The following is a 16,417-nucleotide window of genomic DNA, read 5'->3' on the forward strand; positions in this document are numbered from 1 at the left end:
TTCTATATGTTTATATCCTTTTTTTCAGCAAAAAAATTGCTGCAAAGATTTCACGAACCTTTACAGCAATCTCATCTATTTCCCTTTTTCCACTTTACTTACGGTAATCCTATTATCAACAATACGCATCCAGCTCAGACCTTATATCCGATGATTATAAGCTATTTATAAATCGCATAAACGCTTCTCTTCCCTCCGGTGTACACTTATACACTCCAGCATCCTCCAATACATGAACAAAGGTAATTCCAACTTCTTCCTTCAGGATGTCCATAACATTTTCCTCTGTAATCTTTGGATATTTCGGAAGAAATGCTTCTGCCCACTCTGCATGTTTTTCAATCTTTTCATTGCTCCTGATATCTTTCTTTTCTACCAGATAATCTGCCAGAATTTCCAGTTCTTCCTTCAATCTGGCAGGCAACACTGCAAGCCCCATAACCTCGATCAGACCAATATTTTCCTTTTTTATATTATGATACTGTGCATGCGGATGATAAACTCCCAGAGGATGTTCTTCTGTTGTGATATTATTGCGAAGGGTCAGATCCAACTCATACATTTCTCCTTTTTTCCTTGCAATCGGAGTAATCGTATTGTGTGGTTCTCCGTCTGTCTCCGCAAAGATATATGCATCTTCATCTGTATAGCCCCTCCATGCATTCAGCACGTGGTCTGCCAGACTGATCAGACGTTTTTCATCTTTACTTCTGATACGCAAAACAGACAATGGCCATCTTACAATTCCTGCTTCCACATCTTCATATCCGGGAATCGTCACATGCTTTTCAATTGAGGCCTCAGCCATCGCAAAGGTATAATGTCCTCCCTGAAAATGATCATGGCTTAAAATAGATCCACCGACAATCGGAAGATCCGCATTGGATCCCAGAAAATAGTGCGGAAACATTTTCACAAAGTCAAAAAGCTTCACAAATGTTGCTTTTTCTATCTTCATAGGAACATGCTGTCCATTAAACACAATACAATGCTCATTGTAGTATACATAAGGTGAATACTGAAATCCCCATTTGCTGTCATTGATCGTAATCGGAATAATGCGGTGATTCTCTCTTGCCGGATGATTCAGTCTGCCCGCATATCCTTCATTTTCCACACACAGAAGGCACTTGGGGTAGCTGCTTGCTTTTGCATTTCTTGCTGCAGCGATCGCTTTCGGATCTTTCTCCGGTTTTGAGAGATTGATCGTGATATCAATCCTGCCATAATCCGAATCTACTTTCCATTTCATGTCTTTTTTCACTCTGTAACGGCGGATATAATCGCTGTCCTGACTCAACTTATAAAAATAATTCGTTGCTTCTTCCGGAGAAGCTTCATATTTTTTTGCAAATGTTTCCTGCACCTGCGCAGGTCTCGGCACCAGACAGTTCATGATCTTTGTGTCAAAAAGGTCGCGGAATCCAATGCTGTTCTCAATGATTCCTCTCTCCACAGCTTCATCCAATAGTGCCGCGAGTACTGTTTCAAGATCAATCTGCGTTTCATCAATATCAACATCTTCATAATCTTCTTCCCCAAATAATTCGAGCAGAAGGTTTGTCGTGTATATGCGTTCGCATTCCGGAGTCAGTCCGGTCTGGATTCCATAGGTTACCAGTTTTTTAATATTTTCATATAACATTGTTTCGATCTCCTTTTCTTCGATGTTTTAGATGGCTTTTGCTCCATCGCCAATATCTACGACATAAAATTCTGCTTTGTGTCCGACTTTTTCTTCATAGGCTTTTCCTATCTCATCCACGAACTTTTCTACCGTATCATTCTTTACAATGCTGACGGTACATCCGCCGAATCCACCGCCCGTAATTCTGGATCCTAATACATGCGGCATTGCCTGCGCAAGATCAACCAGAATATCAATCTCCTTACAGGAAACTTCATAATCATCTCTGAGTGATGTATGTGATGCATTCATAAGCTGTCCAAACAGCTCTATGTCCTGATTCTTAAGCGCTTCTACCGCCCGCAGTGTTCTCTGATTCTCATACACTGCATGCTTTGCACGTTTTCTTCTTACCGGGTCTTTAATTGCCTGTTTATAAGTCTCAAACTCCTCTTCTGTAAGATCTCCAAGTGTCTGAATCTCTGTTACTTCCTTCAGTTCCTTCAGTGCAGTCTCACATTCATTTCGTCTGTCGTTATAGGCAGAATTCACCAGACTATGCTTTACTTTGCTGTTGGCAATTACAATCTTTGCATCATTCAGAATAACCGGAGCATATTCATAATGCAAGGTATTGGTATCCAGGAAGATTGCATGATCTTTCTTACCCATAGCGCTTGCAAACTGATCCATGATTCCACAATTGCATCCGTTAAAATTATTCTCAGAATCCTGACCGATCAGGGCAATATCTACCATGGAAACTTCATCAAATCCAAATGTATTTCTCAAAATGATTCCTGTAAGAACTTCCAGAGATGCAGAAGATGACAGTCCTGATCCATTTGGAATATTTCCACAGATCAGAATATCCATTCCTTCCGGAATATGATATCCTCTCTTTTCAAATGCCCACATCACTCCCTTTGGATAATTGGTCCATCCAGCTTTTTTTTCCGGCACCAGTTCATCCAGACTCGATTCAATGATCCCGGCTTTTTCAAAATTCACAGAATAAAATCTCAGCTTTCGATCTTCTCTTTTTCGTACGATTCCATAAGTTCCAAGTGTCAGTGCACACGGAAATACATGTCCGCCATTATAATCTGTGTGTTCTCCAATCAGATTCACCCTTCCCGGTGCAAAATAAGCAGATATCTCACCGCCGTTTCCATACAGTTTCACAAATTTCTGAATCAACTGATCTTTCACTTTTTTATCCTCCATTCAATGAATTCCCCTTGCATATATATATCATCTAATTTATGATTATAATGAGAACATAATCATACAGCAATAAATATATTGGACAAATATATAAAAATATTGAGATTATCATATTTGGAGGATGTTATGCAGATCAACATAGAAAAAAACCGGAAAGAAAACAAGCAACACGGAAATTACTCATTTCCTGTCCATATCAGTCCCGAAGCAATTCAGTTTTATGAGCAGGGTTCTTTTATGTGGCACTGGCATCCGGAGATTGAACTGACCTGGTTCATATCCGGACAGATGGAATACTGTGTAAATGATCAAAAATATATCCTTTCCGCCGGAGAAGGACTGTTCTGTAACTGCAATGCCCTGCATTCAGGGTATATGCTGGACGGTCAGGACTGTAATTACATCTCTGTCACTTTCCATCCCCGCTTTATCTATGGGTATGAAAACAGTCTGATTCAGACAAAATTTATGGATTTTATCACTTCCAATGAAGCCTGGGCTTCTCTGAAACTGGATCCAAAGACACCCTGGCAGCAGAATGTTCTGGAACAGATTCAGACAATTTATCAGTTATCGCTGGACCCTCCGCAGGATTATGAGCTCCGGATTCACATGCTTCTCACTTCTATCTGGCAGAATCTTTATCACTATTATTCTTCCATCCCTTCTGATGCCTCTCCTGATCCAAAACACCTGGATCGTCTCCGCAGTATTATGTCCTACGTCCAGGAGCATTCCATGGAAGACCTCTGTCTGGACGATATTGCGGACCATGTTAACATTTGCAAAAGCGAATGCTGCCGGTTCTTTAAAAAACACATGAAAATGACGATATTCGATTATCTGCTTTCTCTTCGAATCCAGAACAGTCTTCCACTGCTGATGAGCGGAGAAAGTATCACAAAAATCGCTGATATGGTCGGATTTTCCACCCCTGCTTACTATGGACAGATATTCAAACGATACATGGGATGTTCTCCCAGTCAGTATCGTAAAAATCATCTATCTTCATAATAATCTCTTTTTCCAAAAACTGGATCGGTTATTTTTTATATAATTGGCCCTTTATCTCATTCCAGAATTATTGTAAAGTATCCTCAATCACAAAATTACTTAACAGAAAAGAGGAATGAGCCATGAATACGAACTTAAAGAAAATTATAATGACTGCACTGTTTGCGGCACTTGCCTGTGTTGCGACCATGTCTATACGGATCCCAACTCCTGGAACCAACGGATACATTCATCCAGGTGACGCAGTTGTCATCTTATCCGGTGTGATCCTTGGACCTGTATGGGGAATGGTTGCAGGCGGAATCGGATCTGCCCTTGCTGATCTGATCGGCGGATATTTTATCTATGTACCTATCACACTTGTGATCAAGGGTCTGATTGCTCTGATTGCAGGAGTCATCTACCAGAAGATCGGTAAAACTTCAAAAAGTCGTTATACCGCAGTGATTCTTGGCGGCGTGACAGATATTATCCTGGTTGCCGGAGGATATTTCCTGTGTGAATCCTTTATGTACGGTGTTTCGGGAGCTGCGGCCAGTATACCTGCCAATATCATTCAGGGAGTCGGTGGACTGATCATTGCCTGCATACTCTATCCTGCACTGATTGCGATCCCTGATATCCGACGTACAGCATACGAAGCTAATCAATAAAAGAACCTTCTTTACAATACGTTTGTATCCCCGGAAAAAGGGACTGCCGTAAAAAACAACATCTGTCTTTTACGGCAGTCCCTTTTCGTTTCCTCTATATTCTTTTACTCGATTCATAATCTTTCAGTGCCTGAAGCACCTGTCCAGACATTGCATACAGGGCAATCAGATTAAAGATTGTCATAAGACCGATTCCTACATCTCCCAAATCCCATACAACTGTATAAGCTGCAAGTCCTCCGACAAATAACATAATCAGCGCAAGGATCTTATAAGCTGTCTGGAAACTCCATTTGTTGCCAAACAGATAAGCAACATTTGATCTGGCATAGAACAAAATCCCTATAAACGTGGAAAAACTGAATAGCCCTAATGTAATTGCAATAAAAACAACTCCAAAATCTCCAAGATGGTACTGTAGGGCTGCCTGCAAAAGATCCATTCCTGCAAGTCCATCTGTCACGTTTTCCGGAACCAAAAGCATAATCATTGCTGTACAGCTGCAGATCACAATTGTATCGATAAAAACCCCAAGTGCCTGAACCAGACCAATTTCCACCGGATGATCACTCTGAGCCGCTGCTGCCGCACAGGGCGCTGATCCGGAGCCTGCTTCATTGGAAAACAATCCACGCTTCACTCCGTTCATGATCACCGCTCCGAATCCCCCGGCCGCCGCCTGTCGGATTCCGAAAGCCTCTGAAAATATTCTTTCGAATACAACCGGAAGATGTGAAAGATTCGTCACAATAATAAACAGCGTAATCAGGAAATAACACCCCGCCATAACCGGAACCATAACATCCAGTACTTTCACCGTAGCATCTTTTCGCAATACAATAATTGCTGCCAGAATCACCAGAAGAACTGTCGTATAAATCGGTGGAATATGAAATGCATTGGCGAACGCAGAAGTAACAGAATTGCTGATCACCTGACTGATTCCGCACCAACAGATCAGACCTGACACCGCAAACAAAACTGCAAGAACAGAATGTTTCAGCTTTTTTCCCTTCTTCTGTTCTGCATAATGATGAATATAATAAGCCGGTCCTCCATGGTAACCTCCATATAACGGATCTTCTTCTTTATGCAGCTGTGCAAGCGTCGCCTCAACAAATGCCGTCGATGATCCCAGAAGTGCTGTCAGCCACATCCAGAAGACTGCACCTGCCCCTCCGGCGGATATTGCTGCGACAACTCCAACCAGATTTCCCATTCCAACCCTTGTAGCCGTAGACACAATCAACGTCTGCAGCGATGAGAGGGCACTATTCTGCTGCTTTTTCCCTGTCAGAGACCTGACCATATCCAGGAACAGTCGAATCGGAAGACATCTGGTACGAACTGTAAAATAAATTCCTGTCGGTATCAGTAAAATAACCAGAAGCGAAAGTCCCAGACTTTCGCTTCCCGGAAGGGGAATCGATACAATATCGCCCCATAATATTACATAAATTTGTTCAATTAATACTGTCATCTTATCTCTTATACTCCTTTTTCATCATTCCCAAACATGATATTCCTGCTCTCCGTCAATGAAAGACACAGCTCAGACAGAATATAAGAACATAATAACATAACCTGCTATTGCTGTACAGCTATTAACCCCATTGAATTCCTACGCTTGCTTCCACTGCTTTATCATAAATCTCTCTTGAAGCCACCAGATCCTGTGTTGCCACTCCAACCGTCTCGAATACAATGATCTCATCGTCGTTTTCACGTCCTACCAGTTCCCCTTTGATCACATTTCCAAGATCTCCTGCAACACTCAAATTTTTAAATTATGTAAAACAATGGAGCCATGAATATCTTGAATGAGTTCAGAATTTCCAGAATGTTTAGAATTTAATTTTAAAATTGAAATTATATATACTTCCTGATATAATCTTTATACAACCAATAGTAGCAGGAGGTGATACAATGACCAACAACGAACTATTACAATCCCTTACCGTTCTACTCGATCAGAAATTCGCTGAACAGGACGCAAGATTCGATCAGAAATTTGTCGAACAGGATTTTCGGCTCAAGGATTTCCTAGACGAACGTTTTGAAGCAAATAATCAATATCTTTTAAACACAATCCTGAAAGAAGTTGATCTGGTACAGGAAAAAACCAATCTTCACTTCACTCGTATTGAAGAACGCCTGGATCGTCTGGAAGCAACAATGAGAACTATAAAACTCGATGCTGATACGATTCCTCTTCTGGAACGTCGAATATCCCATCTGGAACAACGAGTTGATCAAATCGAAGAAAAAATATCATAAAAACTGGTGTAATAATCTCGAAACTATTACACCAGTCCTTTCTACTTATCAGATTTTCTTTTCCCCGATAACCATGAACAACATAGCACGAATCCCAAAAGCAATACAGCGATTGCCATCCATATACTCATTGCCATTTTTCCCATACCGGCAAACTTATCATAATACCCCTTCAAATATATCACAATGATAATCAGTGGCAATATATATGCAGTATACCCTCTCATCAACGCTGGAAATCGGATTCCCTTTCCGGTATTTACCTCTTTCAGAAACGGTTCCCATCCCCAGCCATTTTTTCCGGTACAGAATAATACATACCCCAGGCTTCCCAAAGGAAGGAGATTATTGGATACTATAAAATCTTCCAGATCCATGATATTCGAACCGCTTCCCAGTGGCTCAAATCCGGCTAATACATTGAAGCCCAGTACACATGGCATACTAAGCAAAATAATCAGAATCGCACTCACAAATGTACTCTTTTTTCTGGACCACTGAAACAGATCCATATCAAACGAAATAATATTCTCAAACACTGCGACAATCGTTGAAAAAGCCGCAAATGTCAAAAACAGGAAAAATAAAGCTCCCCAGATCTGGCCGCCTGATATCTGCACAAAAATATTCGGAATAGTAATAAATATCAGACTCGGTCCTGCTCCCGGCTCGATTCCAAATGAAAAACACGCAGGAATAATAATAAACCCTGCCATCAATGCAACAAATGTGTCTAGTGCCGTAATACTGATTGCCTCGCCAGTCAGACTTCTGGAATCATCCATATAACTTCCAAAGATCAGCATTGCTCCAATACCAATAGAAAGCGTAAAAAACGCCTGGCTCATCGCTCCAAATACCACATTGCCGATGCCGATTTCCAACATCCTGGAAAAGTCCGGAACCAGGTAAAAGCGGATTCCTTCTACTGCACCATCCATAAAAATAGAGTGAACTGCCAGCACGACCATAATCACCAGAAGAGCTGACATCATCCCCTTCGAAACACGTTCTATCCCTTTTTGAATTCCAAACAGACAAACCACAAGGCCGATAACACAGATAAGAGTAGTCCAAAAAGCCATGGTTGGAAGATTATCCAGCATTTCCGAAAAAGCTTTCGCCACCTGACCTGCATCCGCTCCGACAAAGTCACCTCTGACACTACGAAAACAATAATACATCATCCATCCACCAACCGTTGTATAAAACATCATTAGGAGATAACTTCCTATAATGCCAATCCATTTCGTAATATGCCAATGTGTCCCCTCCGGTTCCAGTATTTCAAATGCCGCAGCAACACTGTGACGACTTGCGCGCCCTACTGCAAATTCACAGACCAGAACGGGAATCCCCAAAACTATTAAAAAAAGCAAATAAATCAATATAAATGCTGCTCCTCCGAACTCTCCACACATATATGGGAACTTCCATACATTTCCAATTCCAATTGCACATCCTGCAGAAACAAGAATAAATCCCAGACGTGAGCCAAAATTCTCTCTTTTCATGTATTATCCTCTCTTTTACACATCATATAACAACAAGTATACTCATATAGATGTAAGATGGCAAGAAATAATTACGCAAGAAAAGAAAAAGAGCGGCCGCTTTCGCAACCGCCCTTTTATCTTCCTAAAACTGATTCTTATTCTTCTCCGTACAGAGTTACCAGTTTCTTCAGATATGCATATCTTTCCATAGCTTCTGCTTCGTTTCTAGCGAACAGTTTAGCTGCTTTTTCCGGATTAGCTCTCTTCAGTGCATTGTAACGAACTTCTCCGTCAAGGAATGCCTGGTAATCTTCCTGTTTAGGCTCTTTGCTGTCAAGTGTGAACTTGCCACCTTCTGCTGCAGGATTGAATCTGAAGTTATTCCAGTATCCACATTCTACTGCTAATGCTTCCTCAGTCTGAGCTTTGCTCATACCTTTCTTGATACCATGGTTGATACATGGAGCGTAAGCGATGATCAGAGATGGTCCCGGATAAGCCTCTGCCTCTGCAATTGCTTTTACAGTCTGGTTGAAGTCTGCGCCCATAGCGATCTGTGCTACGTATACATAACCATAACTCATAGCGATACCAGCGAGGTCTTTCTTCTTAGTTTCTTTTCCGCCAGCTGCAAACTGTGCTGTAGCACCAGTCTTAGTAGCCTTAGAAGACTGTCCACCTGTGTTAGAATATACTTCTGTATCGAATACCATGATGTTGATGTCTTCACCACTTGCTAATACGTGGTCAACTCCACCGAATCCGATATCATAAGCCCATCCGTCACCACCGAAGATCCACTGAGATTTCTTAGCGAGGAAGTCTTTATTCTTAACAATATCCTTACATGTATCACAATCGCATCCATCTAATAATGCAACCAGTTTATCTGAAGCATCACCATTTGTAATGCCACAGTTGAATGTATCCAGATATTCCTGACAAGCTGCTTTTACTTCAGCTGATGCTGCATCTGATGCTGCAACAGTCTCAACTTCTTCTTTCAGTCTCTTTCTGATTGCTTTCTGAGCAAGTAACATACCATAACCAAATTCAGCATTGTCTTCGAATAAGGAGTTCGCCCATGCAGGTCCCTGTCCCTTTCCATTTACTGTATATGGTGTAGATGGTGAAGAGTTACCCCAGATAGAAGAACATCCGGTTGCATTTGCAATGTACATTCTGTCACCAAATAACTGTGTGATCAACTTAGCATATGGTGTCTCACCACATCCGGCACAAGCTCCTGAGAACTCTAACAGTGGCTGTTTAAACTGGCTTCCCTTAACTGTTTCCGGTTTAAACTTAGCAACAACTTCCGGTTTAACTTCGATCTCTCTACCGAAATCAAATACATCCTGAGATGCTGCATTTGCTTCCAGGTTTTCCATAACGAGAGCTTTTTCACCTTTCTTACCCGGGCAGACATTCGCACAAGAACCGCATCCTGTACAGTCAAGAGCTGATACAGTCATTGTGAATTTCAGTCCCGGCATACCGATCATTGGAATTGCCTGTGTTCCTTCCGGAGCCTTAGCAAGTTCTTCTTCTGTCAATGCTACCGGACGAATAACTGCGTGCGGACATACATATGCACAGCGGTTACACTGGATACAATTCTCAGATTTCCATACCGGGATATCTACTGCAATACCACGTTTCTCGTATGCTGCAGTACCAGACGGTGTAGAACCATCTACATAATCGTTGAATGCAGATACCGGAAGTGTATTACCTTCCTGAGCATTAACCTTAGCCTGAATATTTTTAACAAATGCTACAACATCATCTTTTCCGCCCTTAACTTCCGGAGCAAACAGACCTTCATCTGTGCAGGACTTCCAGGATTCCGGTACTTCTACTTCAACAACCTGTTTTGCACCTGCATCGATTGCATCGTAGTTCATCTGTACGATCTTGTCACCCTTTCTTCCGTAAGTAGCCTTAGCTGCTTTCTTCATAAGGTCAATTGCTTCTTCCTCTGGAATGATAGCTGCCAGTTTGAAGAATGCAGACTGAAGAACTGTGTTGATACGTCCGCCAAGTCCGATCTCTTTACCAATCTTAATACCATCGATTGTATAGAATTTGATGTTGTGGTCAGCAATAAATGCCTTAACCTGTCCCGGTAAATGTTTCTCCAGACCTTCCATATCCCATGGGCAGTTCAGAAGGAATGTTCCGCCATCAACCAGTTCCTGAACCATATTGTATTTATTTACATAAGAAGGATTGTGACATGCTACAAAGTTTGCCTTATGAATCAGGTAAGTAGACTTAATTGGCTTCTTACCAAAACGCAGGTGAGACATTGTAACACCACCAGACTTCTTAGAGTCATAATCAAAGTAAGCCTGTGCATACATATCTGTATTGTCACCGATAATCTTGATAGAGTTCTTGTTCGCACCAACAGTACCGTCTGCTCCCAGACCCCAGAACTTACAGTTGATTGTTCCTTCTGGTGTTGTAACAAGAGGTGCACCAACTTCCAGTGAAAGGTTCGTTACATCATCTTCAATACCAATGGTAAATCTTTCTTTGTCAACATTATTAAATACTGCAACAATCTGTGCAGGTGTTGTATCTTTAGAACCTAATCCGTAACGTCCACAGTTAACCGGAACAGCGTCAAACTTAGATCCCTTCAGTGCGGAAACAACATCCAGATATAATGGCTCGCCCTGAGCTCCTGGTTCTTTTGTTCTATCAAGAACATTGATGTATTTTACAGTATCTGGAATTACATCGATCAATGCCTGTGCGCAGAATGGTCTGTAAAGACGAACTTTAACAACACCAACCTTTTCTCCAGCTGCTGTCAGATAATCAATTGTCTCTTCGATTGTATCACATACAGAACCCATAGCAATGATCACTTTCTCTGCATCTGGAGCTCCATAGTAATTGAACAGTTTATAATCTGTTCCAATCTTAGCATTAACTTTGTCCATGTACTCCTGAACGATAGCCGGCATAGCATCGTAATATGGGTTACATGCTTCTCTTGCCTGGAAGAAGATATCCGGGTTCTGAGCAGAACCTCTCTGGCATGGATGATTCGGATTCAGTGCATGATTTCTGAATTCATCAATTGCATCCAGATCTACCAGATCTTTCAGATCTTCATAATCCCATGTTTCAATCTTCTGAATTTCGTGAGATGTACGGAATCCATCGAAGAAGTTGATGAATGGAAGTTTTCCTTTTAATGCTGCACAGTGAGCAACCGGTGTCAGGTCCATAACTTCCTGTACACTGGATTCACAGAGCATAGCAGCACCTGTCTGACGACATGCGTATACGTCTGAATGATCGCCAAAGATTGACAGCGCATGGCTTGCCAGTGCACGAGCGGATACGTTAAACACTCCTGGAAGCTGCTCACCTGCTACTTTATATAAGTTAGGAATCATCAACAATAATCCCTGAGATGCTGTAAAGGTTGTTGTCAGAGCACCTGCTGCCAGGGAACCGTGTACTGCACCTGCTGCACCTGCTTCTGACTGCATCTCTGTTACCTGGACAGTCTGTCCAAATATGTTCTTTCTACCTTCGGTAGCCCACTCATCTACGTGTTCAGGCATAACAGATGATGGGGTGATTGGGTAAATCGCTGCAACTTCGGTATAAGCATATGATGCGTGAGCTGCTGCCTGATTACCATCCATGGTCTTCATTTTTCTTGCCATTTTTGTTGTTCCTCCTTAATAATAGTACAAATCATATATTTTGACGTGTATAATTATTATATCCCTTGCATTTCCAAAAGTCTAGCCATTCTTACCCTTATTTTGTTCCTTTTTGGGTACATCCGTTCTTTATCTTCCGTTTCGTTTCTTCTCTGCAATTTGGGAAATACTGATAAATTCTATCCAAGATATACGATTTCCTCTGTCGGCTTTTCTGCCGGTTCCATACTTATCAGATACAACACCGGCTGTTTGCTTCCAAATGCAGCAACTGACTCATATTCAAATCTTGCCCTGACACGAACCCATGCATGCTTTGTAATCTGTATCTTTCCATTTGTTTTACAAGGATATCCATAATACCTGACATCTGCCGCACAACATGTCATGATCTGTCGAACAGGGACAAACATGTCTTCCTTCATTCCACGCGGTCGGAATGTCTGTGCTTTAAATTCTATTTCCTTATGAAGGTATAATTCCGGATGATCATATGCATCTACATACCAGATTCCAAAGTCCATATCATCAATTATAATCTTTTCTGCTTTGACGTCGTATGGCAGATCTTCCTCTGAAGGTTCTATAATCTTCCCATCCATCCCTTCAAACAACAGCTGAGCCATTGGGTTCTGTACCTTAAGTGCACGTCGAAATCCTGAACGGTTCACTCCATCAGCACATCGGTTGACAACAATCAGCTCTGATTCCGCGAGTTGTTCCATCAACATGTTTCTCATATTAGCCAGATACATTTCCAGCGTCGTTCCGTCTACCGTTGAGTATACACCCTGAAGTTCAAAATTACGCGGATACTTGATGGTCAGAAGATCCTCCAGTTTCCACATACCATTATATTCAATTACAATTTGAGCCGGATGATAGTTCTTTTCGCAGTTTTTAAAAAACACGGTATTTAACTGACTGATATCGTCAATTTTTAACATGACCATCTCTTTTGCATCCAGATATTCCTTCGAATATTCCTCTTCTCCTTCTTCACACACCAAAAGGAGTGTGAGTCCAGGTTCAATCCATTCTTGCTCCATCAAGGTTTCTTTTATCATTGTGGTTTTTCCACTGTCCAGAAACCCTGTTACCACAAATACAGGAGTTACCATAATATCACCCTCTTTACTTTTTTACCGAATATGGAACAATTGAATCAGATCGTCTTCTTTCAGATCTGTTCCAATCACACACACTCTTCCTGCATAGTCTGCCTGTCCTTCTCTTACCTCATATTCCTGAGGTACAAGATCAAACTGTTTCCATCCACCATCCGTCATCTGAATAATACCTTTTGAACGAAGTATCGTTCCATATCCGTCTGTCTCTGAAAGTGATTTCAGCAGGAAATCCAGTTCCTCTTCTGTGTATTTGTGCGCTGTTTCCTTTCCCCAGCTTGTAAACACTTCATCTGCATGATGATGGTGTTCGTGATCATGGTGATGATGTCCATGTTCATGATGGTGTTCATGATCGTGTCCACAGCATTCTTCATGATCATGGTGATGATGTTCATGCTCATGACCACAGCATTCTTCATGATGTTCATCAGACTCCTCCAGCAGGCTCTCTAGACCAGCACCTTTATTGAGCGCATGTAAAACAGCTTCTTTTCCCAGTTCTTCCCATGGTGTTGATATAATGGTCGCATCTGCATTCTTTTCCCGAAGCATATGGACACATTCTTCAATCTTCTCATCGTCCATCATCTGTGTACGGCTGATTACAATTGTCGATGCATGTTCTACCTGATTTTCAAAAAATTCCCCGAAATTATTCATATAAATCTTTGCTTTTTTACCATCTACCACAGTAATTCTTCCATCAATCTCAATGTCGGCATCTTTTTTCACATTTTCAATTGCTCTCGCAACATCTGACAGTTTTCCTACTCCGGACGGTTCAATAATCACACGATCCGGCTGATACTCTGCCAGAACTTTCTGAAGAGCCGCACTGAAATCGCCAACCAGCGTACAACAGATACATCCGGAATTCATCTCTGTAACCTCAATACCTGCATCCTTCAGGAAACCGCCATCAATACCAATCTCTCCAAATTCATTCTCGATCAGCACCAGCTTTTCTCCTGCAAACACATCCCGAATCAGCTTTTTGATAAATGTTGTTTTTCCAGCACCTAAAAAACCGGATATAATATCCACTTTTGTCATATTCATTGCCTCTTTTCTTTACTATATCTTCAATAAATCCCATCGTCACATATCTTATCACAATCTTCTTTGCCTTTCCAGCCCATATCGAAAACAAAGATCTTCAAAAAATCCCCCAAAAAAGGGATTGCCGCAAAATACATTTTGCAACAACCCCTAAAATCAAGGATATTTTACAATATCTCTATATTCAAAAGAAACGCCATTCCTGTTACAGCAATCCGCCAATTGACAGGAATAATGGTGCAAATACAAGTGATACAATCGTCATCAGCTTGATCAGGATATTGATGGATGGTCCTGATGTATCCTTGAATGGATCTCCTACTGTATCTCCTACTACTGCTGCTTTGTGTGCTTCGCTTCCTTTGCCGCCATGATTTCCATCTTCAATATATTTCTTTGCATTATCCCATGCTCCACCTGCATTGGACATGAAGATCGCCATCATAACGCCCGTTACAAGTGCTCCTGCCAGGAGTCCGCCAAGAGAAGCAGGTCCTAACAGAATTCCAACCGCTAACGGAGCAACAACTGCCATAATACCAGGTACCAGCATCTCTTTCAGTGCAGCTGTTGTAGAAATTGCAACACAGGACTTATAATCTGGTTTCTCGGTTCCCTGCATGATTCCCGGCATTGTTCTGAACTGACGTCTGACTTCTTCAATCATCTGATATGCTGCTTTTGATACAGATGACATCGTCATAGCAGAGAATAAAAACGGAAGCATACCACCGATCAGAAGCCCGATGATAACACGACTGTCAAGAATATCAATTGTCTCAAGCTTAACCGCCTCTGCATAAGATACAAACAATGCAAGAGCTGTCAATGCAGCTGATCCGATCGCAAAGCCTTTACCCATAGCAGCTGTTGTATTTCCTACTGCATCCAGTTTATCTGTGATCTGACGAACTTCCGGCTCCAATCCGGACATTTCAGCAATACCGCCTGCATTGTCGGCAATCGGACCATATGCATCTACTGCAACTGTGATTGCTGTAGTAGAAAGCATTCCTACTGCTGCAAGCGCGATTCCGTAAAGTCCACATGCCTGGTAAGCAATGAAGATACCTACGCAGATCAAAAGAATCGGGATTGCTGTTGATTTCATTCCAACTGCAAGTCCACTAATGATGGTTGTTGCAGATCCGGTCTCAGATTGTTCAGCGATCTCTTTTACAGACTTATAATCGCCGGATGTATACACTTCTGTGATAATACCGATCAGAAGACCAACTACCAGTCCTGCAACAATCGCTAATGCTGCCTTGAAGTCTCCAAAGAAGTATTTACTTAATACAACAGAAACAATCAGTACAAGGGCACTTGCCACATAAGATCCCATCTTTAATGCCTTATGCGGATTTGAATTCTCGTCTCCCTTTACAAAGAAAGTACCAAGAATAGACGCAACCAGTCCCAGACCTGCAATAAGCAGTGGGAACACAGCCCCTTCCTCCTGGAAATACACAATTCCCAAAGTCAGTGCTGATATCAGTGCTCCGACATAAGATTCAAATAAGTCAGCACCCATTCCTGCAACGTCACCTACATTATCACCAACATTGTCAGCGATAACTGCCGGGTTACGCGGATCATCCTCAGGAATACCCGCTTCAACCTTGCCGACCAGATCGGCTCCTACGTCAGCAGCTTTCGTATAGATACCACCGCCGACACGTGCAAACAACGCAATAGAAGATGCACCAAGACTGAATCCGGTGATGATATCTACATTTCTTGTGATGAGATAGATTACACTCACACCAAATACACCAAATCCTGCCACGCACATACCCATAACCGCTCCACCGGAAAATGCAATGGAAAGAGCTTTATTCATTCCTTTCTCTTTCGCTGCATTTGCTGTTCTGACATTTGCTTTTGTGGCAACTTTCATTCCACAGAAGCCTGCCAGTGTTGAGAACAATGCTCCAACAACAAAACAAATTGCCGTAATCCAGTTTCCAATACCGATACCGATGAGTACAAAGAGTACCGCAACGAATATAATAAGAATTTTATATTCTGCTGTCAGGAACGCCTGTGCTCCATCACTGATTGCAGCTGCAATCTCCTTCATTCTGTCCGTTCCTGGTTCCTGTTTATTAACCTTTGATGCAAGATACGCTGCAAACAGAAGGCCCAGGATACCCAGGAGCGGAACAATTTTCAAAAACATTTCCATAATCCAATCCTCCCTGTGAATTACTGTATCTTATATATTAGCATAAAAAATCAC

At 41.8% G+C, this 16,417-nt stretch carries 12 protein-coding genes; 3 read left to right on the top strand and 9 right to left on the bottom strand.

Annotated features, from left to right (window positions below; translation table 11 throughout):
* Positions 1 to 154: 154 nt before the first annotated feature.
* Entirely contained in the window at positions 155 to 1,645 is a 1,491-nt protein-coding gene (gene galT, locus JQM82_RS09810) for a UDP-glucose--hexose-1-phosphate uridylyltransferase (RefSeq protein ID WP_235250032.1), read from the bottom strand.
* Between the two features lie 27 nt (positions 1,646 to 1,672).
* Positions 1,673 to 2,854, bottom strand: coding sequence for a galactokinase (locus tag JQM82_RS09815; protein ID WP_268827703.1), 1,182 nt, complete (start codon positions 2,852 to 2,854; stop codon positions 1,673 to 1,675).
* A gap of 126 nt (positions 2,855 to 2,980) precedes the next feature.
* On the opposite strand from JQM82_RS09815, the gene JQM82_RS09820 reads away from it, so the two are divergent.
* On the top strand, positions 2,981 to 3,868 hold the full coding sequence (locus JQM82_RS09820) for an AraC family transcriptional regulator (protein ID WP_235250035.1): 888 nt from the start codon (positions 2,981 to 2,983) through the stop codon (positions 3,866 to 3,868).
* A gap of 122 nt (positions 3,869 to 3,990) precedes the next feature.
* Positions 3,991 to 4,521 carry an ECF transporter S component gene (locus JQM82_RS09825; RefSeq protein WP_235250038.1) on the top strand — a complete coding sequence of 177 codons (531 nt, stop codon included), beginning with the start codon at positions 3,991 to 3,993 and terminating at the stop codon, positions 4,519 to 4,521.
* 94 nt (positions 4,522 to 4,615) lie between these two features.
* Here the strand turns inward: JQM82_RS09825 and JQM82_RS09830 are convergent, their stop codons facing one another.
* Complete coding sequence (locus tag JQM82_RS09830) at positions 4,616 to 6,001, bottom strand: alanine/glycine:cation symporter family protein (protein ID WP_235250039.1); 1,386 nt, start codon at positions 5,999 to 6,001, stop codon at positions 4,616 to 4,618.
* A 124-nt stretch (positions 6,002 to 6,125) separates the two neighbouring features.
* Positions 6,126 to 6,299: a hypothetical protein gene (locus tag JQM82_RS09835; protein WP_268827704.1), complete on the bottom strand. Its 174-nt coding sequence runs from the start codon at positions 6,297 to 6,299 to the stop codon at positions 6,126 to 6,128.
* Positions 6,300 to 6,447: 148 nt separating this feature from the next.
* Between JQM82_RS09835 and JQM82_RS09840 the strand changes: the two genes are divergently transcribed.
* Entirely contained in the window at positions 6,448 to 6,798 is a 351-nt protein-coding gene (locus tag JQM82_RS09840; protein ID WP_235250043.1) for a hypothetical protein, read from the top strand.
* A 41-nt stretch (positions 6,799 to 6,839) separates the two neighbouring features.
* Here the strand turns inward: JQM82_RS09840 and JQM82_RS09845 are convergent, their stop codons facing one another.
* The 5 genes from JQM82_RS09845 to JQM82_RS09865 all read right to left on the bottom strand — a co-directional run bounded on the left by JQM82_RS09845 (position 6,840) and on the right by JQM82_RS09865 (position 16,363).
* Entirely contained in the window at positions 6,840 to 8,312 is a 1,473-nt protein-coding gene (locus tag JQM82_RS09845) for a sodium-dependent transporter (protein ID WP_235250045.1), read from the bottom strand.
* A 137-nt stretch (positions 8,313 to 8,449) separates the two neighbouring features.
* Positions 8,450 to 11,986 (bottom strand): pyruvate:ferredoxin (flavodoxin) oxidoreductase, encoded by a 3,537-nt coding sequence (nifJ, locus tag JQM82_RS09850; protein WP_235250047.1) that lies wholly within the window; start codon positions 11,984 to 11,986, stop codon positions 8,450 to 8,452.
* A gap of 179 nt (positions 11,987 to 12,165) precedes the next feature.
* Positions 12,166 to 13,107 carry a GTP-binding protein gene (locus JQM82_RS09855; protein ID WP_235250048.1) on the bottom strand — a complete coding sequence of 314 codons (942 nt, stop codon included), beginning with the start codon at positions 13,105 to 13,107 and terminating at the stop codon, positions 12,166 to 12,168.
* 21 nt (positions 13,108 to 13,128) lie between these two features.
* The gene (locus JQM82_RS09860) at positions 13,129 to 14,169 is read right to left on the bottom strand and encodes a CobW family GTP-binding protein (protein WP_235250050.1); all 1,041 of its coding nucleotides are present in this window, start codon (positions 14,167 to 14,169) and stop codon (positions 13,129 to 13,131) included.
* A 211-nt stretch (positions 14,170 to 14,380) separates the two neighbouring features.
* The gene (locus JQM82_RS09865) at positions 14,381 to 16,363 is read right to left on the bottom strand and encodes a sodium-translocating pyrophosphatase (protein WP_235250052.1); all 1,983 of its coding nucleotides are present in this window, start codon (positions 16,361 to 16,363) and stop codon (positions 14,381 to 14,383) included.
* Between the last annotated feature and the right edge of the window lie 54 nt (positions 16,364 to 16,417).

The organism is Faecalicatena contorta (assembly GCF_021531995.1).
Classification (GTDB): domain Bacteria; phylum Bacillota; class Clostridia; order Lachnospirales; family Lachnospiraceae; genus Dorea_A; species Dorea_A contorta_A.

Bases quoted from the DNA above. Each gene is read 5' to 3' on its own strand.
- galT (WP_235250032.1), bottom strand. From the start codon at position 1,645: ATGTTATATGAAAATATTAAAAAACTGGTAACCTATGGAATCCAGACC.
- JQM82_RS09815 (WP_268827703.1), bottom strand. From the start codon at position 2,854: ATGGAGGATAAAAAAGTGAAAGATCAGTTGATTCAGAAATTTGTGAAA.
- JQM82_RS09820 (WP_235250035.1), top strand. From the start codon at position 2,981: ATGCAGATCAACATAGAAAAAAACCGGAAAGAAAACAAGCAACACGGA.
- JQM82_RS09825 (WP_235250038.1), top strand. From the start codon at position 3,991: ATGAATACGAACTTAAAGAAAATTATAATGACTGCACTGTTTGCGGCA.
- JQM82_RS09830 (WP_235250039.1), bottom strand. From the start codon at position 6,001: ATGACAGTATTAATTGAACAAATTTATGTAATATTATGGGGCGATATT.
- JQM82_RS09840 (WP_235250043.1), top strand. From the start codon at position 6,448: ATGACCAACAACGAACTATTACAATCCCTTACCGTTCTACTCGATCAG.
- JQM82_RS09845 (WP_235250045.1), bottom strand. From the start codon at position 8,312: ATGAAAAGAGAGAATTTTGGCTCACGTCTGGGATTTATTCTTGTTTCT.
- nifJ (WP_235250047.1), bottom strand. From the start codon at position 11,986: ATGGCAAGAAAAATGAAGACCATGGATGGTAATCAGGCAGCAGCTCAC.
- JQM82_RS09855 (WP_235250048.1), bottom strand. From the start codon at position 13,107: ATGGTAACTCCTGTATTTGTGGTAACAGGGTTTCTGGACAGTGGAAAA.
- JQM82_RS09860 (WP_235250050.1), bottom strand. From the start codon at position 14,169: ATGACAAAAGTGGATATTATATCCGGTTTTTTAGGTGCTGGAAAAACA.
- JQM82_RS09865 (WP_235250052.1), bottom strand. From the start codon at position 16,363: ATGGAAATGTTTTTGAAAATTGTTCCGCTCCTGGGTATCCTGGGCCTT.